Origin of the sequence: Kitasatospora phosalacinea, assembly GCF_030268885.1 — a bacterium.
In the GTDB taxonomy this organism is placed as follows: Bacteria; Actinomycetota; Actinomycetes; order Streptomycetales; family Streptomycetaceae; genus Kitasatospora; species Kitasatospora phosalacinea_C.
On sequence record NZ_BSSA01000002.1, the window covers coordinates 325757 to 346609 of the forward strand.

General features: G+C 74.0%; 21 protein-coding genes and 2 tRNA genes. 7 read left to right on the forward strand and 16 right to left on the reverse strand.

Features of this window, described 5'->3' with window-relative positions:
- Window positions 1–39: 39 nt before the first annotated feature.
- Complete coding sequence (locus tag QSK52_RS05080) at window positions 40–939, forward strand: phosphoribosylaminoimidazolesuccinocarboxamide synthase (protein ID WP_285733979.1); 900 nt, start codon at window positions 40–42, stop codon at window positions 937–939.
- A gap of 40 nt (window positions 940–979) precedes the next feature.
- Here QSK52_RS05080 and QSK52_RS05085 read toward each other — a convergent pair whose 3' ends face one another.
- The 7 genes from QSK52_RS05085 to QSK52_RS05115 all read right to left on the reverse strand — a co-directional run bounded on the left by QSK52_RS05085 (window position 980) and on the right by QSK52_RS05115 (window position 5504).
- Complete coding sequence (locus QSK52_RS05085; RefSeq protein WP_285733980.1) at window positions 980–1594, reverse strand: response regulator transcription factor; 615 nt, start codon at window positions 1592–1594, stop codon at window positions 980–982.
- A complete protein-coding gene (locus QSK52_RS05090; protein ID WP_285733981.1) occupies window positions 1591–2838 on the reverse strand; it encodes a sensor histidine kinase in 1248 nt (415 codons plus the stop codon). The genes QSK52_RS05085 and QSK52_RS05090 overlap by 4 nt, the downstream gene beginning before the upstream one ends.
- A 39-nt stretch (window positions 2839–2877) precedes the next feature.
- Window positions 2878–3699 carry an ABC transporter permease gene (locus tag QSK52_RS05095; RefSeq protein ID WP_285733983.1) on the reverse strand — a complete coding sequence of 274 codons (822 nt, stop codon included), beginning with the start codon at window positions 3697–3699 and terminating at the stop codon, window positions 2878–2880.
- Window positions 3696–4685, reverse strand: a complete 990-nt coding sequence (locus tag QSK52_RS05100) for an ABC transporter ATP-binding protein (RefSeq protein ID WP_285733985.1) — start codon at window positions 4683–4685, stop codon at window positions 3696–3698. Before QSK52_RS05100 ends, QSK52_RS05095 begins: the two co-directional genes overlap by 4 nt.
- Before the next feature lie 157 nt (window positions 4686–4842).
- A tRNA-Gly gene (locus QSK52_RS05105) sits at window positions 4843–4918 on the reverse strand.
- 44 nt (window positions 4919–4962) lie between these two features.
- Window positions 4963–5035 (reverse strand) — tRNA-Gly (locus tag QSK52_RS05110).
- Window positions 5036–5186: 151 nt separating this feature from the next.
- Window positions 5187–5504, reverse strand: a complete 318-nt coding sequence (locus QSK52_RS05115; protein ID WP_033250394.1) for a histone-like nucleoid-structuring protein Lsr2 — start codon at window positions 5502–5504, stop codon at window positions 5187–5189.
- A 446-nt stretch (window positions 5505–5950) separates the two neighbouring features.
- Here QSK52_RS05115 and purS point away from each other — a divergent pair, with 446 nt between their 5' ends.
- From purS to QSK52_RS05135, 4 genes are all read left to right on the forward strand, one after another.
- Window positions 5951–6205, forward strand: coding sequence for a phosphoribosylformylglycinamidine synthase subunit PurS (gene purS, locus QSK52_RS05120; protein ID WP_033250393.1), 255 nt, complete (start codon window positions 5951–5953; stop codon window positions 6203–6205).
- Window positions 6202–6879 carry a phosphoribosylformylglycinamidine synthase subunit PurQ gene (gene purQ / locus QSK52_RS05125; RefSeq protein ID WP_285733987.1) on the forward strand — a complete coding sequence of 226 codons (678 nt, stop codon included), beginning with the start codon at window positions 6202–6204 and terminating at the stop codon, window positions 6877–6879. Before purS ends, purQ begins: the two co-directional genes overlap by 4 nt.
- Window positions 6879–9134 carry a phosphoribosylformylglycinamidine synthase subunit PurL gene (purL, locus tag QSK52_RS05130; protein ID WP_285733990.1) on the forward strand — a complete coding sequence of 752 codons (2256 nt, stop codon included), beginning with the start codon at window positions 6879–6881 and terminating at the stop codon, window positions 9132–9134. The genes purQ and purL overlap by 1 nt, the downstream gene beginning before the upstream one ends.
- 77 nt (window positions 9135–9211) lie before the next feature.
- Window positions 9212–10024 carry a maleylpyruvate isomerase family mycothiol-dependent enzyme gene (locus QSK52_RS05135; protein WP_285733992.1) on the forward strand — a complete coding sequence of 271 codons (813 nt, stop codon included), beginning with the start codon at window positions 9212–9214 and terminating at the stop codon, window positions 10022–10024.
- 26 nt (window positions 10025–10050) lie between these two features.
- Here the strand turns inward: QSK52_RS05135 and QSK52_RS05140 are convergent, their stop codons facing one another.
- The 5 genes from QSK52_RS05140 to QSK52_RS05160 form a co-directional block, all read right to left on the reverse strand.
- A complete protein-coding gene (locus tag QSK52_RS05140) occupies window positions 10051–10899 on the reverse strand; it encodes a DUF3152 domain-containing protein (protein WP_285733994.1) in 849 nt (282 codons plus the stop codon).
- A 190-nt stretch (window positions 10900–11089) separates the two neighbouring features.
- Window positions 11090–11956 carry a nucleic acid/nucleotide deaminase domain-containing protein gene (locus QSK52_RS05145; RefSeq protein WP_285733996.1) on the reverse strand — a complete coding sequence of 289 codons (867 nt, stop codon included), beginning with the start codon at window positions 11954–11956 and terminating at the stop codon, window positions 11090–11092.
- Window positions 11957–12014: 58 nt separating this feature from the next.
- Window positions 12015–12659 carry an SUKH-4 family immunity protein gene (locus QSK52_RS05150; RefSeq protein WP_285733998.1) on the reverse strand — a complete coding sequence of 215 codons (645 nt, stop codon included), beginning with the start codon at window positions 12657–12659 and terminating at the stop codon, window positions 12015–12017.
- A 59-nt stretch (window positions 12660–12718) separates the two neighbouring features.
- Window positions 12719–13636 (reverse strand): nucleic acid/nucleotide deaminase domain-containing protein, encoded by a 918-nt coding sequence (locus QSK52_RS05155; RefSeq protein ID WP_285733999.1) that lies wholly within the window; start codon window positions 13634–13636, stop codon window positions 12719–12721.
- Window positions 13633–14403 (reverse strand): WXG100 family type VII secretion target, encoded by a 771-nt coding sequence (locus tag QSK52_RS05160; RefSeq protein ID WP_285734001.1) that lies wholly within the window; start codon window positions 14401–14403, stop codon window positions 13633–13635. The genes QSK52_RS05155 and QSK52_RS05160 overlap by 4 nt, the downstream gene beginning before the upstream one ends.
- A 114-nt stretch (window positions 14404–14517) precedes the next feature.
- On the opposite strand from QSK52_RS05160, the gene QSK52_RS05165 reads away from it, so the two are divergent.
- Window positions 14518–16308 (forward strand): WD40 repeat domain-containing protein, encoded by a 1791-nt coding sequence (locus tag QSK52_RS05165; protein ID WP_285734003.1) that lies wholly within the window; start codon window positions 14518–14520, stop codon window positions 16306–16308.
- Window positions 16309–16624: 316 nt separating this feature from the next.
- Here QSK52_RS05165 and QSK52_RS05170 read toward each other — a convergent pair whose 3' ends face one another.
- Together QSK52_RS05170 and fbaA are read right to left on the reverse strand one after the other, a co-directional pair.
- The gene (locus QSK52_RS05170) at window positions 16625–17050 is read right to left on the reverse strand and encodes a DUF3151 domain-containing protein (protein ID WP_285734004.1); all 426 of its coding nucleotides are present in this window, start codon (window positions 17048–17050) and stop codon (window positions 16625–16627) included.
- Window positions 17051–17156: 106 nt separating this feature from the next.
- Complete coding sequence (gene fbaA / locus QSK52_RS05175; protein WP_285734006.1) at window positions 17157–18179, reverse strand: class II fructose-bisphosphate aldolase; 1023 nt, start codon at window positions 18177–18179, stop codon at window positions 17157–17159.
- Between the two features lie 277 nt (window positions 18180–18456).
- On the opposite strand from fbaA, the gene QSK52_RS05180 reads away from it, so the two are divergent.
- Window positions 18457–19179, forward strand: a complete 723-nt coding sequence (locus tag QSK52_RS05180) for a DedA family protein (RefSeq protein WP_285734008.1) — start codon at window positions 18457–18459, stop codon at window positions 19177–19179.
- Window positions 19180–19276: 97 nt separating this feature from the next.
- Here the strand turns inward: QSK52_RS05180 and pyrE are convergent, their stop codons facing one another.
- A complete protein-coding gene (gene pyrE, locus QSK52_RS05185) occupies window positions 19277–19813 on the reverse strand; it encodes an orotate phosphoribosyltransferase (protein WP_030905690.1) in 537 nt (178 codons plus the stop codon).
- Window positions 19814–19847: 34 nt separating this feature from the next.
- Window positions 19848–20753, reverse strand: a complete 906-nt coding sequence (locus tag QSK52_RS05190) for a CoxG family protein (RefSeq protein ID WP_285734010.1) — start codon at window positions 20751–20753, stop codon at window positions 19848–19850.
- Window positions 20754–20853: the final 100 nt, after the last annotated feature.

Here is a 20853-nt window from a genome sequence, read left to right on the forward strand (position 1 = left end):
TCGGTCGCAGAGCCCCCCAGCTGTGAGGACTGACTGAGCGTGAGCGGATTCGTCACCAAGCCCGAGCCGGTCCAGGTGCCCGGCCTGGTCCACCTGCACACCGGCAAGGTGCGCGACCTGTACCGGGACGCCGACGGGAACCTGGTGATGGTCGCCAGCGACCGGACGTCCGCGTACGACTGGGTGCTGCCCAACGAGATCCCCGACAAGGGCCGCGTCCTCACCCAGCTCTCGCTGTGGTGGTTCGAGCGGATCGCCGACATCGTCCCCAACCACGTGCTCTCCACCGAGCTGCCCGCGGGCGCCCCCGCCGACTGGGCCGGGCGCACCCTGGTCTGCCGCAGCCTCGACATGGTGCCGGTGGAGTGCGTGGCCCGCGGCTACCTGGCCGGCTCCGGCCTGGAGGAGTACCGAGTCTCGCAGACCGTGTGCGGCGTCGCGCTGCCCGAGGGCCTGGACAACGGCTCCGAGCTGCCCGGCCCGATCTACACCCCGGCGCTCAAGGCCGAGGTCGGCGAGCACGACGAGAACGTCCCCTACGAGGAGACCGCCCGCCGGGTCGGCGCCGAACTCGCCGCCACCCTGCGGCAGACCACCCTCGCGGTGTACTCCCGGGCCCGGGACATCGCCCGCGACCGCGGCCTGATCCTCGCCGACACCAAGTTCGAGTTCGGCCTGCTGGACGGCGAACTGGTCATCGGCGACGAGGTGCTCACCCCCGACTCCTCGCGCTTCTGGCCCGCCGACGCGTGGGAGCCCGGCCGCGACCAGCCGTCCTTCGACAAGCAGATCATCCGCGACTGGCTGACCTCGCCCGCCTCCGGCTGGGACCGCAGGAGCGAGAACCCGCCGCCGCGACTGCCCGACGAGGTCGTCGCGCACACCCGGCAGCGCTACATCGACGCGTACGAGAAGCTCACCGGGCTCGCCTGGAAGTGACGCTCCGGCACGGCCGGCTGTGCGGCCCCTCCCCGGGACGTCACAGCCAGCCGTGCTCGCGGGCGATCCGGACCGCCGCGTGGCGGTTCTCCGCGCCCAGCTTGCCCGCCGCCGAGGACAGGTAGTTGCGCACCGTGCCCGGCGAGAGCGCGGCCCGCTCGGCGATCTCGGCGACCGGGGAGCCGTCCGCGGCCAGCTCCAGCACGTCCGTCTCGCGCGGGGTCAGCGGGGAGTCGCCCGCGCTGATCGCCTCCGCGGCCAGCTCCGGGTCCACGTAGCGGCCGCCCGCCCGGACGGTGCGGATGATCCCGGCCAGGTCGGAGGCCGAGACCGTCTTCGGCAGGAAGCCGCGCACCCCGACCTGCAGGGCCCGCTTCAGGTAACCCGGGCGGCCGTGCCCGGTCACGATCATCACCCGGCACTCCGGCAGCCGGTGGCGCAGCTCCGCGGCCACCTCCAGGCCGTCCAGGCCCGGCATCTGCAGGTCCAGCACCGCCACGTCCGGGCGGTGCGCGGCGGCCATCGCCAGCGCCTCCGGCCCGGAGGCCGCCTCGGCGACCACCGTCAGGTCGTCCTCCAGCGCCAGCAGCGCCGCCAGGGCGCCGCGGATCAGGTGCTCGTCGTCCGCGAGCAGCACCCGCACCCGGTCGTTCACTCCACCGACTCCTTCGCTGTGACCGGTAGTTCGGCGGTCAGCCGGAACCGCCCCGGGCCGCCGCCCGCCGTGCCCAGGGTGCCGCCGTGCGCGGCCAGCCGCTCGCCCAGGCCGCGCAGGCCGTTGCCCGCGCCCTCCGCCCGCGGCGGCGGCACCGCCGGGACGCCGTCGTTCTCCACCTCCAGCAGCGCGGTGCCGCCCGAGACCCGCAGCCGGAACAGGCAGTTCGCGGCCTCCGAGTGCCGCAGCACGTTGGTCGCCGCCTCCCGCACCACCCAGCCCAGCACCGACTGCGCCGCGGCGGGCAGCCCGTCCGCGCCGGACAGCTCGGTGCGGCAGTCGACGTTCGCGGCGCGCAACACCGAGGCGGCACCGGCCAGTTCGGTGTGCAGCTCGACCGTGCGGTAGCCGCGCACCACCTCGCGCACCTCGCGCTGGGAGTCCTGCGCGATCCGCTGCACCTCGGTCATCTGGTCCACCGCCTCCGGGCGCCGTCGGCGGGCCAGCTGCACGGCCAGCTCGCTCTTCAACGCGATGGTGGCCAGGTTGCGGCCCAGCACGTCGTGCAGGTCGCGGGAGAAGCGCAGCCGTTCCTCGGCGACCGCCAGGCGGGCCTGCGCCTCCCGGGCGGCGTCCAGCTCCCAGACCACCTTCGCGTTCCAGGCCGAGCCGCGGGCGGTGCAGGCGGCGATCGCCGCCCCGACCAGGCAGCCCAGCAGCATCCCGGTCACGAACCCCGGGGGGACGCCCGTCAGCAGCAGCGGCAGCGCGAGCAGCAGCAGGCCCGCCACCGCGGCCGCGGCCGTCTCCAGGGCCGGGAGCGCGACCGAGGTGGTGGCGATCCAGAAGGTCATCGTCACGATCGCGACCGACAGCGGGAACGAGGCGCCCTCCGCCTCCACCGGCGGCCCGGTCAGCAGCGTCGCCACCGAGACGGCCACCGCCGCCACCCCCGCCGCCACCACCCGGCCGTAGGGGCGGGGCCGCCGGCCCAGGTAGGCGGCCAGGCCGCCGCGGACCAGCGCCGCGTTCAGCGCCGCCGCCAGCAGCGAGCCGACCGCACCCGTCGCCGCCGTCCCCTCCGACACCTCGCCGCGGCCGACGCTCCCGCCCACCAGACCGAGCGTCACCACCGGCTGCATCACCGCCACCGCGTACAGCGACCAGCGCACGTACAGCTCGTTGCGCTGCGGCTTGGACAGCTTCCGCCAGCGGCGGACCGGTCGCGGCCTGCTGACCCGCACGGCGTGGCCCCCTCGTTCCTCGGTGGTCGTCGGACGAATCTAGCGGCGCGGCTCCCAGCGGAACCAGCGGCGGGCGCCCCAGGCCGCCGCGCCCGCCCAGGCCGCGGCCAGCAGCAGCGGCAGGGCGGCCTGCCGCCACGTCCCGGCGAAGCCCCCGGACGGGCCGGTGCCGTCGGTGCCGAGCCAGCCGATGTGCAGGAGCTGGAGCGCGGGGGTGGTCGGGAGCAGGCGGCAGAGGTCCGCCACGGTGTCCGGCAGGGACTCCAGCGGGATCATCAGGCCGGAGCCGAACTGGGCGGCCAGCATCAGCGGCAGGGTGGTGATGCCGGCCGTCTCGACCGTCCTGGTGACCGCGCTGGACAGGGCGGCCAGCGCGGTCAGCAGCAGCGCGGACAGTGCCAGCCCGGCCAGCACCAGCAGCGGGTTCGCGGGCGCCCGCAGGCCGAGCAGGGCCAGGCCGCCGACGCCCAGCAGCAGGCACTGGAGCAGCGCCAGGGCGATCGAGGGGACGGCGGTGCCGAGCAGGACCTCGCCGTCCGCGGCCTCGCCGGTGCGCAGCCGCTTCAGCACCAGCTCGTTGCGGCGGGCGGTGTAGGCGGTGGTCAGGTTGGTGTAGACGACGACCAGCAGGACGATGCCCATCGAGCTGGTGACCAGGTTGCCGTTCACGTCCAGGCCCGGGGTCCGCTCGGCGGCGGCCCGCAGGATCGAGCGGAGCGAGCCGACCAGGACGAACGGCAGCACCAGGGCCACGAACACCGCGGTGCGGTTGCGGCGCAGCAGGACGGTCTCGGCCCGGCCGAGGGCCAGCAGCCGGGAGAGCGGGGTCGTGGCGGGGGCGGGGGCGGTGGCGGCGGTCATGCGGCACTTCCGAGGCTCTCGGTGCGGACGGGGGCGGCGGCCGGGTCGGCGGAGGCGGCGACGGCCAGGAAGGCTTCCTCCAGCGAGGCGCTGCGGGCGTCCAGCCGGGCCAGTTCGACCCGGTGGCGGGCGGCCCAGCCGAGCAGCTCGGTCAGGGTGCCCTGCAGGTCGGGGGTGCGCAGCAGCACCCGGCGGCCGTCCAGCTCGGTGCTGGTGCCGGGCAGCGGGGGCAGCGCCAGGGCGGCGTGCGCCCCGGTGCGCTCGGGCAGCTCGAAGGCGATCCGGGCGGGGTGCGCGGCCAGCACCTCGGCGACGGTGCCGCCGGTGACCACCCGGCCGTGGTGCATGATCGCCAGCCGGTCGGCCAGCTCCTCGGCCTCCTCCAGGTAGTGCGTGGTGAGCACCACCGTCGTCCCGGCCGCCCGCAGCCCGCGGATCAGCCGCCACACCGCGGCCCGGGCCTCCGGGTCCAGCCCGGTGGACGGCTCGTCCAGGAACAGCACCTCGGGGCGGCCCAGCAGGGCCATCGCCAGGTCGAGCCGCCGCCGCTCGCCGCCGGACAGCTGCTTGACCCGCACGGTGCGCCGGGGCAGCAGGCCGACCAGGTCGAGCGCCTCGTCCACGGCCCGGGCGCCGGTGGTCAGGCCCGCCCAGCAGCGGCCGGTCTCGGCCAGGGTCAGCTCGCCGGGGAAGCCGCCCTCCTGCAGCATGACGCCGATCCGCGGACGCAGCGCGGCCCGTTCCCGGAGCGGGTCCAGGCCGAGCACCCGGACCTCGCCCGCGCTCGGCGCGGCCAGGCCCTCCAGCACCTCCAGGGTGGAGGTCTTGCCCGCGCCGTTGGTGCCCAGCAGGGCGAACAGCTCGCCGGGGGCGACGTCGAGGTCCAGGCCGCGGACGGCCTCGAAGCCGCCGGAGCCGGACGGTCCGTAGCGGCGGTGCAGTCCGCGGGCCGCGACGGCGGGGCGGGGACGGCTGGTGTCGGTCATGGCTCCAGCCTCCCGGCGGCCGGGGCCCGCCAGTAGTGCGGTCCTTCACCGGGCGCCGGTGCGGGCGCACGGGTCGGCGGTGACAAATGTCACCGGTGCCCGGGAGGCGGCGCAGGAACGCCGAAGGCCCCCCTCGCTGGAGGGGGGCCTTCGGAACTGGAGCGGACGACGAGATTCGAACTCGCGACCCTCACCTTGGCAAGGTGATGCTCTACCAACTGAGCCACGTCCGCAGGTTGTTGAATTGTACTGCACCAGTCTGTTCACGCTGACTGCGAGCGGACGACGAGATTCGAACTCGCGACCCTCACCTTGGCAAGGTGATGCTCTACCAACTGAGCCACGTCCGCACGGCGCCTGGGCGCCGGCCGCCCCGCTCGGGTTCCCCCGGTTGCGGCGACGAGAAATACTCTACAACATCGATCGGCCTGCTCGCCCCACCCTTCCCCGGCGGCGTGGCCGGGGAAGGGCGGCGGGCCCGCAACGGGCCCGTGGCGACGGTCAGTTCTCCTCGGCGAACGCCTCGTACACGTGCTTCGGGATGCGGCCGCGGGCGGGCAGCTCGTGCCCGTTCGACTGCGCCCACTTGCGGACCGCGGCCGGGTCCGGGGTGAGGGCGGTGCGGCGGAAGGACTTTCCGCTGCGGCTCTGCCGGCGGCCGGCGGCGACGAACGGGGCGAGGGCCTCCCGGAGCTTTTCCGCGTTGTCGGCGGACAGGTCGATCTCGTACGACTTCCCGTCCACGCCGAAGTGAACGGTTTCCGCGGCGGTGCCGCCGTCCAGATCGTCGGAGAGCGTGACGACTACACGCTGAGCCATGGGTGTCAATCCTCTCGGGCAATTCGGCCGTCGGGGGTCTCGGATGCCCCGCCGGTCCGTTGGGCCGGGACCGCGGCATCCGCCGGCGGGCAGGGGAGCCCACGCCGAGATGCGGCGCGTTCGGCTGCCGGTCGCCCTATTCTGCACCCGATGGACGGTGAAATCGTAGAGTTGGGGATTCCTTTTTTCTGGATATTCACGGGCTTCCCCCCGGTGCCGATACCCGCGGCCATACCCGGGCCCATACCCCCCTTGATAGCCGCCCGTTGCAGACGGGATTAAAGCGGCGAAATCGGGTGCCCGGGAGGGGAGTCGAGGGCTCCGGACCCTTGGGGCGTAAGGGGTGTGGGTCTACGCGCGTTACCGCCGGTGGCCCGCAAGAAGGCCCCGGGGCCCAGGTAGTCTGGAGTTCCCCCGCCTTCACGCAATCACCACCGGGAGTGCCAGTGGCACGCGTCGTAGTCGACGTCATGCTCAAGCCGGAGATCCTCGACCCCCAGGGCCAGGCGGTGCAGCGTGCACTGCCGCGTCTCGGGTTCGCCGGGATCGCCGACGTCCGCCAGGGCAAGCGTTTCGAGCTGGAGCTGGAGGGGCCGGTCGACGACGCCGCGCTCGCCCGCATCCGCGAGGCCGCCGAGACCTTCCTCGCCAACACCGTGATCGAGGACTTCACCGTCCGCGTCGAGGAGGAGGGCAAGTGACCACCCGCATCGGCGTCGTCACTTTCCCGGGTTCCCTCGACGACCGCGACGCCCAGCGCGCGGTCCGGCTGGCCGGCGCCGAGCCGGTCGCCCTCTGGCACCGTGACAAGGATCTCCACCAGGTCGACGCCGTCGTCCTGCCCGGCGGATTCTCCTACGGCGACTATCTGCGCTGCGGTGCCATCTCCCGCTTCTCCCCGGTGATGGACACCGTCATCGAGCAGGCGAAGCTCGGAATGCCGGTCCTCGGTATCTGCAACGGCTTCCAGGTGCTGTGCGAATCGCACCTGCTGCCCGGGGCGCTCACCCGGAACGACTCGCTGCACTTCATCTGCCGCGACCAGAAGCTCCGCATCGAGAACGCCGGCACCGCCTGGACCCGGGATTACTCGGCCGGCCAGGAAATCGTCGTTCCGCTGAAGAACGGCGAGGGCCGGTTCGTCGCCGACGAGCGCGTCCTCGACGAACTGGAAGCGGAGGGCCGCGTCGTGGCCCGCTACCTCGATGTGAACCCGAACGGTTCGTACCGCGACATCGCCGGCATCACCAACGCGGCCGGCAATGTCGTCGGCCTGATGCCGCACCCGGAGCACGCCGTGGAGCCGCTCACCGGTCCGACCACCGAGGGCCTGGGCTTCTTCACTTCCGTCCTGAAGCAGCTGGTGAACGCCTGATGAGCCTCGACACCGTCAAGAACGCCGAGCAGACCCCGGACGCGGCCCAGCCCTGGGCCGAACTCGGCCTCAAGGAGGACGAGTACGCGCGGATCCGGGAGATCCTGGGCCGCCGCCCGACCGGCGCCGAGCTCGCCATGTACTCGGTGATGTGGTCGGAGCACTGCTCGTACAAGAGCTCCAAGGTCCACCTCAAGCAGTTCGGCGAGAAGGCCCCGCAGAACGACGCCATGCTGGTCGGCATCGGCGAGAACGCGGGCGTCGTGGACGTCGGCCAGGGCTACGCGGTCACCTTCAAGGTCGAGTCGCACAACCACCCGTCGTACATCGAGCCCTACCAGGGCGCGGCCACCGGCATCGGCGGCATCGTGCGCGACATCCTGGCGATGGGCGCCCGCCCGGTCGCCGTGATGGACCCGCTGCGCTTCGGTGCGGCCGACCACCCGGACACCCGGCGCGTGCTGCCCGGGATCGTCGCGGGCATCGGCGGCTACGGCAACTGCCTGGGCCTGCCGAACATCGGCGGCGAGGTCGTCTTCGACTCCTGCTACCAGGGCAACCCGCTGGTCAACGCGCTCTGCGTGGGCGTGATGAAGCACGAGGACATCCACCTCGCGCAGGCCTCCGGCCCCGGCAACAAGGTCATCCTGTACGGGGCCCGCACCGGCGGCGACGGCATCGGCGGCGTCTCGGTGCTCGCCTCGGAGACCTTCGACGCGACCGGCCCGGCCAAGCGCCCCGCCGTCCAGGTCGGCGACCCGTTCCAGGAGAAGCTGCTCATCGAGTGCACCCTGGAGATCTTCAAGGAAGACCTCGTCGCGGGCATCCAGGACCTCGGCGGCGCCGGTCTGTCCTGCGCCACCAGCGAGCTCGCGAGCGCCGGCACCGGCGGCATGCGGATCGAGCTGGACACCGTGCCGCTGCGCGACCACACGCTCTCGCCCGAGGAGATCCTCATGAGCGAGTCGCAGGAGCGCATGTGCGCGATCGTCGAGCCCGGCAAGGTCGACCGCTTCCTGGAGATCTGCGAGAAGTGGGACGTCATCGCCACCGTCATCGGCGAGGTGACCGACGGCGAGCGCCTGGAGATCTTCTGGCACGGTGAGCTGGTCGTCGACGTGCCGCCGCGCACCGTCGCCCACGAGGGCCCGACCTACCACCGCCCGTACGCCCGCCCGTCCTGGCAGGACGCCCTGCAGGCCGACGCCCCGACCGCCGAGCGGCTCGCCCGCCCGAGCAACGGCGCCGAGCTGAAGGACGCGCTGCTCAAGGTCGTCGGCTCGCCGAACCAGGCCTCCAAGGCGTGGATCACCGACCAGTACGACCGCTACGTGCTGGGCAACACGGTGCTCGCCACCCCCGAGGACTCCGGCATGATCCGGATCGACGAGGAGACCAACCTCGGCGTCTCGGTCGCCACCGACGGCAACGGCCGCTACGCCAAGCTGGACCCGTACACCGGTGCCCAGCTGGCCCTGGCCGAGGCGTACCGCAACGTCGCGGCCGGCGGCGCCAAGCCGCTCGCGGTCTCCGACTGCCTCAACTTCGGCTCCCCCGAGGACCCGGACGTGATGTGGCAGTTCGCCGAGGCCACCCGCGGCCTGGCCGACGCCTGCCAGGTGCTCGGCACCCCCGTCACCGGCGGCAACGTCTCGCTGTACAACCAGACCGGCGACGTCGCCATCCACCCGACCCCGGTGGTCGCGGTGCTCGGCGTCATCGACGACGTCACCCGGCGCACCCCGGTCGGCTTCGCCGAGGAGGGCCAGCTGCTCTACCTGCTCGGCGACACCGCCGACGAGCTGGGTGGCTCCGCCTGGTCGCAGGTCGTGCACGACCACCTCGGCGGCCTGCCGCCCAAGGTCGACCTGGAGCGCGAGCGGCTGCTCGGCGAGATCCTGATCGCCGCCTCCCGCGACGGCATGGTCGACGCCGCGCACGACCTCTCCGACGGCGGCCTCGCGCAGGCCCTGGTGGAGAGCTGCCTCAAGGGCGGCAAGGGCGCCCGGGTGGTCGTCCCCGAGGACATCGACCCGTTCGTGTTCCTGTTCTCCGAGTCCGCCGGTCGCGCCGTGGTGGCCGTCCCGCGCAGCGAGGAGCTCCGGTTCAACGACATGTGCGGTGCCCGCGGCCTGCCCGCGACCCGGATCGGCGTGGTGGACGGCGAGGCGCTGGAGGTGCAGGGCCAGTTCACCGTGACCCTGGCCGAGCTGCGCGACGCCCACACCGGCGTGATCGAGGCGCTGCTCGCCTGACGTCCCGTCAACCCGGCGGGCGGTCGGACCGGATCTATTCGGCCCGGCCGCCCGTCGGCGTTTTGTACGCTGCGGGCATGCCCACCGTGAAGCCCCGAACCTACGACCCGGTGAAGGTGCGCGCCGCACTCACCGGGCAGCTCGACGCGATCGCCGCAGCCGTCCGAGCCCTGGACGACGCCCAACTGGCCCTGCCCACCCGGCTGGGGGAGTGGCGGGTGCGCGAACTCGTCGCCCACCTCGGCATGGTGGCGAGCTGGGTGCCGCTGCACCTGCACGACCCGCTGCCGCCGCAGGCCCCGATCACCCCGCTGTACTGGGCCTCGCGGACCCGCACCGCGGCCGCCGCCATCAACTCCACCGCGGTCGAGCTGGTGGCCGAGCAGTTCGCCGGGGACGCCGCCCAGGTGTCCGGTGAACTCGACCGGCAGATCGGCGAGTTGTGGAAGGCGCTGGACAGCGACGCGGGCCGCGAGCCCGGCCGGGTCATCCCGATGCGGTTCGGCCCGATGCCGCTGGCGGACTTCCTGGTCACCCGGCTGGTCGAGACGGTGGTGCACGCCGACGACCTGGCCGCCGCGCTCGGTCTCGACGCCTTCCCGCACGACAGGTTCGCGCTGGCCTCCACCGCCCGGCTGCTCGCCGACGCCTTCGCCGTCCAAGTGCCGGGCGGCGCGGTCGAGTTGCGCGTCCCGCCGTACGCGGTGGTGCAGGCCGTCGAAGGCCCCCGGCACACCCGGGGCACCCCGCCGAACGTGGTGGAGACCGACCCGCTGACCTGGATCCGGCTGGCCACCGGCCGCCTCGCCTGGGCCGACGCCCTGGACACCGCGCTCACCGCCAGCGGCGAGCGCAGCGACCTGTCCGGGTACCTGCCGGTGCTGGGCTGAGGGGGGACGGACCGCGGCGGGACGCCTCAGGGGACGGACGGGCCCCTGAGGTACGTCCCGTTCGCGTCGTAGGGCCAGGCGTTGGCGGTGCAGCCCTTGAGGCCGTAGATCTGCTGCATCATCGCGGGCGCGGGCCTGCCGGGCCCCGGGCAGGTCTCGTGGCCGTGGCCGATCCGGTGGCCGACCTCGTGGTTGACGATCAGGGCCCGGTAGTCGTCCAGGCTGCCGTCGAACTGCGGCGAACCGGTCAGCCAGCGCCTGGAGTTGACCACCACCTGCTTGCCGACGTCGCAGTTCACCTCGCCGCGGGTGTCCAGGCCGCCGGTCGCGCAGATCGCGTCCGCGGTGTCGGGGGAGGCGATCTTGACGGTGAAGTCGTAGCTGCCGGAGGAGACCAGCTGGAAGCTGTCGCGCCCGTCGGTGGTCCAGCTGCGCGGGTCGGACAGCACGGCCTGGACGGCGGCCGCGGCGGTGTTCGGGTCGATCCCGGTGCCGTCCTCCACCTCCACCCGGTAGCGGCGCAGGACGCTGCCGGTGCCGACCCGGCCGCCGGTGGCGGTGGCGGCGGTGAAGCTGCCGTCGCCGTGCTCGACGACCGTCGGCGGGGCGGCGCTGCTCGGCGGTGCGACGGACGGTTCGACGGACGGCTCGACGGACCGCGGGGCGGCGGACGGCTCGGCGGAAGGCTCGGTCAGCGGCGGAACGGCCCGGGCCTGGGTGGTCGGGCCCTCGGAGGCCGTCCGCGCGGAGCCCGGGGCCAGGGCGGCGTACCCGCCCGCACCCAGGGCGACGAGCAGCGCGGCGCAGCCCAGGACGACGGCTCGCTGCCGCCGCCGACGGGCGGCCCGGCGGGACGACCGGTGGGTTGCGCGCATCTGGACCTCCCTCGGGGCGGCGGGGCGGCGGCGCGTTAGTTGCGCACGGGGCCGCACCGAGAACATACGCGGTATGGACCCGTTCGGTTCCGGGAACCGTCCGATCCGGATGTGGAACGTCGGTCGGAGCGGCCCGGGGGAACCCCCCGACCTGCGGTTCCGGGCGCGGCCCCCGGTCCCGGGCGGCGGCTCAGCCGTTGCGGGCGGTCAAGGCCTCGGCGAGCTCCCGGATGCCGGCCTCGCGCTCGGCGGCCGTGTCGCCGTAGTCGAAGCTGTGGGTGAACTCGGCCTGCGGGAACGCCTCGGCCATCCACACGCTGCAGTAGTGGCCGGGCATGAAGCACGCCTGCAGCTCGGTGTAGACCTCCAGGACGTCCTCGGGCTGCGCGCCGCCGTCGGCCAGCCGGTACCAGAGGGCCTCTTCGGGGTGCAGGGCGAGCGAGCCGTTGGCGGTGAGGATCTGCTCGCCGCCCTGCCCGTCGCGGTACTTGAACGCGGCGTACCCGGGCACGCCGCGGGTGTGCCGGACGTCCTCCAGCACCCGGGGCCACCAGTTCTCGTCGCTCTCGAAGGCCCGCAGGTCGGTGCCGCGCAGCCGGCCCTCGACCGCGCCGAAGAGCTCGAAGACCTCCTGCGGCTGCTCGGCGGCGGCCAGCCGGCGCAGCGTGTCGTCGAGTTCGGCGAGCGAGTCGAGGAAGGCGGCGAGGCTGGTGTTGACCAGGATCGGGCGTTCCCGGAAGGCGACGAAGACGGCCCACACCCGGCCGGACGGGTCGACGCACAGCTCGGCGCCGCGGTCGGTGCCCAGCCGGGCCCAGCGGTCCTCGCCGCCGGTCGGCGCGGGGAGCTCCTGCTGCTCGGCGAAGGCGGCCAGCGCCAGGGCGTCGTCCGCCGCGGTGGCGAAGTACGGACCGACCTGGACGGGGAGGCCGCAGTCCGCGAGCAGTCCGGCGGCCTCGGCGGGGAGGTCGGCCGTCGCGAGGTCCGCCGCCGGGACGCGGCGCAGGCCGCCGGGGCCGAAGCGGTCGAGCAGGCGCCGGGAGAGTTCTGCGGTCATGCGGAGAGCCTATCGGTGCGGGGGCGGACGGACGGCGGGACGGTGGGGTGCCGGGCGCTCAGCGCAGGTGCGGGGGGACCCAGAACTCGCCGTCGCCCAGCGGCGCGGGCTCCTCGACCGAGAAGTCGGTCCACTCGTCCTCGAAGCCCTGGAGCAGCCGGGCCCAGGTGCCCTCGGGGTCGGCGAAGGCGGCGGGTTCGATCGCGCGCAGCTCCTCGCGGACGCGGTCGATCTCCGCGCGCGGGTCGAGCCCGTCGTCCTCGCCGTCCTCGGGGCCGTAGAGCGCGGCCTTCTCCCGCTGCAGGACGTAGAGGAACAGGCCGAGGGTCTCGATCCGGTCGAAGCACGGCGTGATCTCGTCCTCCCCGTTGGGGAAGAACCACAGCCGGCCGGACTCGCCGTCCAGCGCCAGCACGTCGTCCGCGACCTCGCCGACCACCGTCCAGTCCGGGGCGCCCTCCGGCAGGTCGACCATGTCGTCCAGGTACGGGTTGACCTCGCCGACGGTCTTCAGCGGCTCGCCCGCCTTCCACACCGGCGGCAGGAAGAGCCAGTTGTAGACGGCCGGGAGCCCGACGGTGGTGAGGTAGGCCCGGCTCGGGGCGTGGGTGAGGGAAGCCGGGAGGCTCGCCTCCGGGAACCGGAGCACCTCGTCCTCGGCGAACACCGACCTGAGCAGCTCGTACGTCACCTGCGGTGCCATCTGGATGCAGCCTCTCGAATCTCCGTCGGCCGGGTCCGGCCCTTCCCCGTTTCCCGAGCCTATCTGCCGTGGTGCTTCCTCAGGGCTTCCAGATACGGCTTCATCTCCACGTTGCCGCCCACGAAGCTGTGGCTGACGTTGATGTGCGGGACGAAGTGCTTCAGCCACGGCGAACAGCTCGGGCAGGGGGCCCGTTCGGTGTAGAGGTCCCGGACGTTCCCGGACTTCTGGTCACGGAGCAGCGGAATGCCGATGATCGGTTCGGAGTGCCGGGGGTTCTTGCTCCGGCCGACCAGGATGAACTCCTTGTCCCCGTCCTGGTAGCGGACGGCGGCGTAGTTGTTGCTGGTGAACGTGCTGCCCCGCTGGTTGCCGTAGTCGTTGTTGGCGTAGCGCGCCAGCTGGGTGGCCCGGGCCAGCGGGGTGGTGCCGTGGTCGACCTTGGCGGAGCTGGTCTGCGGGCGCTGCACCGCGGCGTCCGCCTTCTTGCGGCTCTTCGGCGGGAGTTTGAACTCGCCGGCCTGCGGCGGCTGCATCGCGCCGTTGTGCAGGATGTCGTGTATCCCGGACGGGTCGTCGTGGGCGATCTTGTGGGTGCTCCCGTCCTCGCGCAGCCGGCTCACCGAGCCGTCGTCGTGGAGCAGGTACATCGGGGTCCGGCCGCTGGAGTTGATCCGGGTGAACGCCTCGCCGAGCCCGTGGTCGTTCTCCTGGTGGTTCCGGCTCATCTGCCGGATGCCCTGGGAGGTGTCCCCGGAGTGCTTGACGAAGCTCTTGAGCGCCTTCTCGACCACGCCGAGCCCCCGGTCGGCGAGGCCGGAGACGATGTTCGCCAGCGGGTCCTTGCCGCGTCCGGCGGCCGCCCGGGCCCGGTGCCGGCCGGTCCTGTCGTGGTGCTCGGAGAGCCGGTCGCCGTGCTTCTCGAAGGACCTGGCCAGCGCCTCGGCCTCGTCGTAGTCGTGCGAGATGTCGCTCATCGGGTGTGCCCCTTCCCGCTCGGGGCGCCACCGGCGGCGGCGCCGGAGACGGTGTTCTGGGCGAACTGCTTCGCGGCCCCCGCCGGATCCTCGGCGTAGCCCTTGACCTGGTCGACGGACTGCTGGACGCCGTCCTTGAAGCCCTCCTTGCCGGCGTCGGCGGCCCGGTTCCAGTCGATGCCCTTCTGGGTGCCCAGCGCGTTCCCGGCCAGCTGGATCACCAGGTTCTCCGCGACGCCTTCCAGGGCGGCGAAGACCGGGCCCTCGACCAGCGACACCAGCTCGGACATCAGTTGCTGCTCGGCCTCCTTGAGCAGCCGTCGGACGATCACCCTGGTCGCCTGGGTGGCGCCGAGCGCCCCGGCCTCGGACAGGCCGAAGGTGAACGGCGCGGCGGCCTGGGCCGCGATCACCTCGGCGGCCAGGATGCCGAGTTGGACCACCGCGGCGACCTTCGCGCCGGTGATCACGATCGCCGCGCCGTCCAGCCCGGTGGCCAGCAGCTCCAACCCCTTGCCGACCTGCGGCATGTGGGTGCCGGCCACCTTGTTCCAGTGCGCCTGGAAGGCGTCCGCGGCCGGTCCCTTGGTGACGCCCAGGAACCCCTCCACCGCACCGGAGATGACCTGGGTGTCCGAGGTGAGCGTCTGCGCGAGGTCGCGGAGCTCGTCCGCCATCTCCCGGTACTCGTCCTCGTCGACGTTCGGCCAGTTGATCCCGATCAGGTCCAGCACCCAGGCAAGTTCGTCGGGCAGCACCACGCCCATGGCATCCCTCCCCCGTCAGAGCCGTGTTGACGAAACCCCGCCATTCACGGCAAAGATGACTATCCATAACGGTCTGGCTGGTGGTCAAGCGCCGAGCAAGAGGGGGACGAAGGCATGGGCGAGGGCGGAAGCGGCTTCCCGCCGCTGCGGGCCGGTCGGCGGCCGGCCGGCCTGGCACTGCTGGGCTGGCTGGACGACCGGCGGGCCCCGCGGCTGTGCCGGGTGGAGGGGGCGCCGGGGTCGGGAAAGAGCCACCTGCTCGCCTGGCTGACCGCCGGGTGCACCGCGGACGGGGCGCCCGAGGGCCGCCGGATCCACCTGGTGCTGCCGGCCGCGGGCCTGAGCCTGCGGGCCGCCGCCTGGCAGCTCGGCAACCAGCTGGACACCGTCGCGCGCACCCCCGGGGACGTCCTCGCCGTGCTGGCCGCCGACGACCGCCCCACCACGGTCTGCGTGCCGGAACTCAACCGGGCCGCCGAACCGGACCGCCTGGTCGCCGAACTGCTCGACCCGCTCCTGGAACTGGACACCGTCCGGCTGCTGGTCGAGGCGCCCGGGGCGGCCTTCACCCGGGAGCCGTCCCCGGCCGTGCTGGACCTCGACGACCCGCGCTGGACCGACCGGGAGCGCTTCACCGCCTGGTGCACCGGGCAGGACGCCGACCCCGCCGCCTACCCGAACCCCGGCCGGGCCCTGGGCACCGCCGCCCCGGCCGGGCCCGCACCGCTCGCCGACCTGCTCGCCCGCGTCCCGGACGGACCGGCCGGCCTGCCGGGCGCGGGCGCCGGAGCGCTCACCGCGCTCTGGACCGCCGCCCGCCACGAGGGCGGCCACCCCCCGCTGCTCGCCGACCCGCTGCTGTACGTGCTGCCCGACCCGGCCGCCGTCACCGCCGGCCTCGACGCGGCCGGACTGGACGCCGCCGGGGCGCGGGCCGCCGGGCACCCGCTCGCACTGGCCTGGGACGCCGCCGGGCCCGCCCTGGTCGACACCGCCGACGCCCCCGTCCGGGCCCACCTGCTGCGCGCCCGGCTGCTGGGCGGCGGGGAGGAGGCCCGCGCCGCCGCCGAGCGGCTGTCCGGCGCCCCGGGCGCCTGGGCGGCCCGCTGGGCCCGCTGGGAGCCCGGCCAGGCGGTGACCGCGGCCCCGGGAGCCGGGCCGCACCGGGGACAGTGGCTCACCGCCGACGGCAACGGCACCGTGCGCGTCCTGTCCGCGGCCACCGGCGAACCGCTCGGCCGCCCCGCCCTCCCGGCCCCCCGCCCGCTGCGCGGCCTGGCCGTCACGCCGAGCGGCACCCTGCTGCTGCTGGACGCCGAGGGCGGCACCGAACTGCTGACCGCCGACCGGCCCGCGCCGGGCCTGGACCGGTACGCACTGGAGGAGGCGGTGAGCCGGCTGCGGGACGCCGCCGGGGCGCCCGCCGCCGTCGCGGCGGCCGGCCGGCTGCCCGGGGCGGCCCCGGCGCTGGCCGACGCCGACGGCGCCGTCCACTGGTACCAGGACGGCCGGGTGCACGGCGAGCGGCTGCACACCGGCCCGGTGACCGCGCTGGCGGTGGCGGCGCTCGGCGCGGACGACCCGCGCGGCGGCCTCCCGCTGCTGGTCAGCGGCGGCTACGACGGGACGGTCCGGCTCTGGGGGCCGGGCAGCGCCCCGATGGCCGAGCCGCTGGACGCCCGGCCCTGCCCGGTGGTCGCGGTGGCCGCCGACGAGGGCCCGGACGGCCTGCGGGTGGCGGCGGCCTGGGCGGGCGGCCTGGTCCGGGTGCACCGGCCGGGCGACCCGGCGGGCGTCCTCGAACTGCGCCCGGGCTCGCCGGTGCGTGCGCTCGCCCTGGACGGCCGGCTGCTGCTGCTCGCGCTGGCGGACGGGCTGCTGGCGGTCGACCTCCAGCAGCCCTGAGCACCCCCGCGGGAAGGGCCGACGCGGAGCAGCAGAGGGGAGCGGGCACGTAGGGGTGTCGATCGCCCGGCGGGCCGTCGCCGCGGAGGTCCCGGCGGGCGGGCTGCTGCGGCCGGACGGCCTTCGTCGAGGACGCCGACGGGGAGCGCGAACCGGCCCACCGGGCCCCTCCCCGCCCGGGACGACCTGCCGTTCCGCAGCGGGGCGCGGTCCCGGGCGGCGTGCCCCGACCCCCGCCCGGTGCTCCGAGCGGCCCCGCGCGGACGGCGACGGGCCGCCCCCCGCGCGGGGGACGGCCCGTCCGGTCGTCCGGCTCCTACTGCTCCTGCTTGAGCACGGTGTACGCCTCGGCGCTGCTGTCCTTCAGGAACTGCCAGCAGCGGGCCTCCTCCTCGGTCTCCTTGATCGCCCCGGCGGCCCGGGCGAGCGCCGCCAGGCAGCGCAGGAAGCCGCGGTTGCCGCGGTGCTCCCACGGCACCGGGCCGTGCCCCTTCCAGCCGTTGCGGCGCAGCGCGTCCAGGCCGCGGTGGTAGCCGGTGCGGGCGTAGGCATAGGACTCCACGGTCCGTCCGGCGCTGAACGCGTCGTCCGCCAGCATCGCCCAGGCCAGGCAGAACGCCGGGTACTCGGCGGCGACCTGGGTGGGCGAGGCCGACTCCTCGGCGAGCATCCGGTACGGCTGCTCCTCCTCGGGGAGGAAGGTCGGCGCGGGGCCGTCGAGCAGGTTCTTGTGCATCTCCATGGTGTGCCAGTCTGCCATCCGGCCCGGGCGGGCGGCCGGGGCCGGACGCGCCGGTGCCCCCGCACCCGGGCGTTCCGGGGGCGGGGGCACCGGCTGCGGCAGTGCCTTACTTCATGCGCTTGCCGGCCGAGCGCAGCTGCTGCGCGGCCTGGGTGACGCGGTGGGCCATGCCGGCCTCGGCCAGCTTGCCCCAGGTACGCGGGTCGTAGGTGTTCTTCTTGCCGACCTCGCCGTCGACCTTCAGCACGCCGTCGTAGTTGCGGAACACGTGGTCCACGACGGGGCGGGTGAAGGCGTACTGGGTGTCGGTGTCGAGGTTCATCTTGACCACGCCGTTCTCCAGCGCGGTCAGGATCTCCTGCTCGGTGGAGCCGGAGCCGCCGTGGAAGACGAAGTCGAACGGGTCCTGCTTGCCGTACTTCTTGCCGATCTCGGCCTGCAGGTCGGCGAGCAGCTCCGGACGCAGCACCACGTTGCCGGGCTTGTACACGCCGTGCACGTTGCCGAACGAGGCGGCCAGCAGGTAGCGGCCCTTCTCGCCCAGGCCGAGCGCCTCGGCGGTGCGCACCGCGTCGGCGACGGTGGTGTACAGCTCGTCGTTGATCTCGTGGCTGACGCCGTCCTCCTCGCCGCCGGTCGGGGTGATCTCGACCTCGAGGATGATCTTGGCGGCGGCGGCCTGGGCCAGCAGCTCCTGGCCGATGGCCAGGTTGTCGGCCAGGGTCTCGGCCGAGCCGTCCCACATGTGCGACTGGAACAGCGGGTTCTCGCCGCGGGCCACGCGCTCGGCGGAGATCGCCAGCAGCGGGCGGACGTAGCCGTCCAGCTTGTCCTTCGGGCAGTGGTCGGTGTGCAGCGCCACGGTGACGTCGTACTTGGCCGCGACGATGTGCGCGAACTCGGCCAGCGCGACCGCGCCGGTCACCATGTCCTTGTTGTACTGGCCGCCGAGGAACTCCGCACCACCCGTGGAGATCTGGACGATGCCGTCGCTCTCGGCCTCGGCGAAGCCGCGCAGCGCGGCGTGCAGGGTCTGAGTCGAGGTGACGTTGATGGCCGGGTAGGCGAACTTGCCTGCCTTGGCCCGGTCGAGCATCTCGTTGTAGGCCTCGGGAGTTGCGATGGGCATGCGGATCCGCTCCTGTCGGTGTGGGGCGATCGGACGACGCTGTCCGAAGGCTCGATACGCCTGTGGTTCACGACATCGGCGCGGTGCGAGCGAGAGGGTGGTAGCTCGACCGCGGGCCGGACACCTCGGCCATCTTCCCAGACTCCCCCTCCGGGCACACCCAGCGGCCCGCCACTTGGGACGGCCCGCCGTCCGGGGCCTCCGCAAGGGGCGCCCGGAGGCGGTCCGGAGGCCGCCAGTTAAGGCTTCGCAAAGCAGTACGGGCTATCCTGCGCGCGTGGAACACATCCAGCTAGCCGTCAACGTCCTTGACGCCAAATCGCTCGTCGCCTCCGTCGGCGCCATCGGGATCCTGGCGATCATCTTCGCCGAGACCGGCCTGCTGGTCGGGTTCTTCTTCCCCGGTGACTCCCTGCTCATCCTGGCCGGTGTCGCCGCCTCCAGCGCCGCCGACAAGGTGCTCGGCGAGGGCGCCCAGATGAACATCGCCCTGCTGCTGATCGGCGCACCGGTCTGCGCGATCGTCGGCGCCCAGCTCGGGCACCTGCTGGGCCGGAAGGTCGGCCCGCGGATGTTCGACAAGCCGAACTCGAAGATCCTGCGGCCCGAGTACGTGGAGAAGGCCGAGGAGTACTTCGAGAAGTTCGGCCCGGCCAAGGCCGTGGTGATGGCCCGCTTCATCCCGATCGTGCGGACCTTCCTCAACCCGGTCGCCGGCACCCTGCAGATGCCCACCAAGACGTTCTTCGTCTGGAACGTCGTGGGCGCGGTGCTGTGGACCGAGACCATGCTGCTGATCGGCTACTTCACCGGCGACCAGCTCGCCCCGGTGATCGACAAGTACCTGCTGCCCGCGATGGCGCTGATCATCCTGATCTCGGTCTCGCCGATCTTCGTCGAGGTCATCCGCGAGCGGAAGAAGAGGAAGGCCGCCGCCGCGGACGGCACCGCCGCGCAGGAGGGCGAGCCGGTCTCCAGCGGCCGCCACCGCAAGAACTGAGCGCAACGGCGAGGGCCCCGACCACCACCCGGTGGTCGGGGCCCTCGCCGTTGCCGCCGTTGTTCCACGTGGAACGCCGGGCCGCGGACTCAGCCGCTCACAGGCCCAGGTCGTCCAGGGTGTACGCGGTGACGTACGGCAGGCCCGCCTCGGCGATCGCCGGGGCCGCGCCGCGCTCCACGATCACCGCGACGCCGACCACCTCGGCGCCCGCCTCGCGCAGCGCCTCGACCGCGGTGAGCACCGAGCCGCCGGTGGTCGAGGTGTCCTCCACCGCCAGCACCCGGCGGCCCTTCACGTCCGGGCCCTCGATCCGGCGCTGCAGGCCGTGCGCCTTGCCCGCCTTGCGGACCACGAACGCGTCCAGCTTCCGGCCGCGGGCCGCCGCCGCGTGCAGCATCGCCGCGGCCACCGGGTCGGCGCCCAGGGTCAGGCCGCCCACCGCGTCGAACTCCAGGTCCGCGGCCGCGTCCAGCATCACCTTGCCGACCAGCGGCGCCGCCTCGGCGTCCAGCGTGATCCGGCGCAGGTCGACGTAGTAGTCGGCCTCCCGGCCGGAGGAGAGGGTGACCTTGCCGTGCACGACGGCCTTGTCCTTGATCTGCGCCAGCAGGGCGTCGCGGTCGTTGCTCATGGACAGCCAGCTTAGTGGGTGCCCGTCCGGGGGCTCAGCGCCGCCGCAGGGCCCGGACCAGCACCACCGCGCCGCCGATCAGCGCCACCCCGCCGCCGATCATCCACGGCAGCGCGCTGCGCTCGCCGTGCGCGCCCGGCAGCAGCGTCGGCTCCGCTCCGCCCCAGCGGGAGGCGGCCCGGGCGCGGGCGCTGTGGGCGGGCGGGGCGGGCGCGTACCGGCCGTGCGGCGGGGCGTGGTCGACCTCCTCGGCGGAGCGGCCGACGATGCTGCGCCGCACCGGGGCGCCCTCCTGGTCGTAACCGGCGGGCTCCGGGCGCGGGGCGGCCGGGACGGGGGCGGGCAGGTCGTCCGCGTCGTCGAAGGAGATCAGGTCGGACAGGTCGTCGTCCAGGTCCTGGCCGCGGTCGCGGTCCCGGTCGTGGTCGTCGAGGAAGAGCACGGTCGCGCCCTTCGCGGGGTCGTCGTCCTCCCCGTCGTCCGGGCCCTCCCCGTCCTGCCCGTCCGGTGCGGAGAGTTCGGCGACCAGCGCCGCCACCGCCCGGTCGATCAGGCGGCGGCCGGTCGACTCCAGGGCCTCGTCCTCGAAGCCGGCCAGCCGCCCGGAGGCGGTCAGGGCGGTGGCGAAGCGGACCACGGTCTCGCCGGTCCGCTCGGCCAGGGTGATCCGCAGCTCGGCGGCGACCGGGGCCGCGCCGCGGATCTCCTCGCCGCTCAGCCGCAGGTCGAGTGCGTCGCCCTGCCAGGTGCCGACGGTCAGCCGACCGGCGAAGGTGATGGTGGACCCGGCGATCCGGACCTTGAGCCGGCTGTCCGCCGCGGGGGCGGACGCCGACGCGACCGCGCTCAGCCCCGGCACGCAGCGGGCCACCAGTTCGCGGTCCACCAGCGCCTCCCGGACCACCTCGGCGGGCACCGGGACGACAACCTCATGCTCCATACCGGCGAGCCTACCGACCGCCCGCCGCCGTGCCGAGTCCTCCACGCGAAGCCGGGACGACCAACCCGCCAATGGATGCACCGCGCACCGGGGGCACCGC

Excerpts from the sequence above, each read along its gene's own strand:
- QSK52_RS05160 (WP_285734001.1), bottom strand. The coding sequence starts at position 14,403 with ATGGGCGTGGTGCTGCCCGACGAACTTGCCTGGGTGCTGGACCTGATC.
- fbaA (WP_285734006.1), bottom strand. The coding sequence starts at position 18,179 with ATGCCCATCGCAACTCCCGAGGCCTACAACGAGATGCTCGACCGGGCC.
- QSK52_RS05170 (WP_285734004.1), bottom strand. The coding sequence starts at position 17,050 with ATGGAGATGCACAAGAACCTGCTCGACGGCCCCGCGCCGACCTTCCTC.
- QSK52_RS05155 (WP_285733999.1), bottom strand. The coding sequence starts at position 13,636 with ATGAGCGACATCTCGCACGACTACGACGAGGCCGAGGCGCTGGCCAGG.
- QSK52_RS05135 (WP_285733992.1), top strand. The coding sequence starts at position 9,212 with ATGCCCACCGTGAAGCCCCGAACCTACGACCCGGTGAAGGTGCGCGCC.
- QSK52_RS05115 (WP_033250394.1), bottom strand. The coding sequence starts at position 5,504 with ATGGCTCAGCGTGTAGTCGTCACGCTCTCCGACGATCTGGACGGCGGC.
- QSK52_RS05190 (WP_285734010.1), bottom strand. The coding sequence starts at position 20,753 with ATGGAGCATGAGGTTGTCGTCCCGGTGCCCGCCGAGGTGGTCCGGGAG.
- purL (WP_285733990.1), top strand. The coding sequence starts at position 6,879 with ATGAGCCTCGACACCGTCAAGAACGCCGAGCAGACCCCGGACGCGGCC.
- QSK52_RS05145 (WP_285733996.1), bottom strand. The coding sequence starts at position 11,956 with ATGACCGCAGAACTCTCCCGGCGCCTGCTCGACCGCTTCGGCCCCGGC.
- QSK52_RS05140 (WP_285733994.1), bottom strand. The coding sequence starts at position 10,899 with ATGCGCGCAACCCACCGGTCGTCCCGCCGGGCCGCCCGTCGGCGGCGG.
- QSK52_RS05150 (WP_285733998.1), bottom strand. The coding sequence starts at position 12,659 with ATGGCACCGCAGGTGACGTACGAGCTGCTCAGGTCGGTGTTCGCCGAG.
- QSK52_RS05165 (WP_285734003.1), top strand. The coding sequence starts at position 14,518 with ATGGGCGAGGGCGGAAGCGGCTTCCCGCCGCTGCGGGCCGGTCGGCGG.
- QSK52_RS05095 (WP_285733983.1), bottom strand. The coding sequence starts at position 3,699 with ATGACCGCCGCCACCGCCCCCGCCCCCGCCACGACCCCGCTCTCCCGG.
- pyrE (WP_030905690.1), bottom strand. The coding sequence starts at position 19,813 with ATGAGCAACGACCGCGACGCCCTGCTGGCGCAGATCAAGGACAAGGCC.
- QSK52_RS05100 (WP_285733985.1), bottom strand. The coding sequence starts at position 4,685 with ATGACCGACACCAGCCGTCCCCGCCCCGCCGTCGCGGCCCGCGGACTG.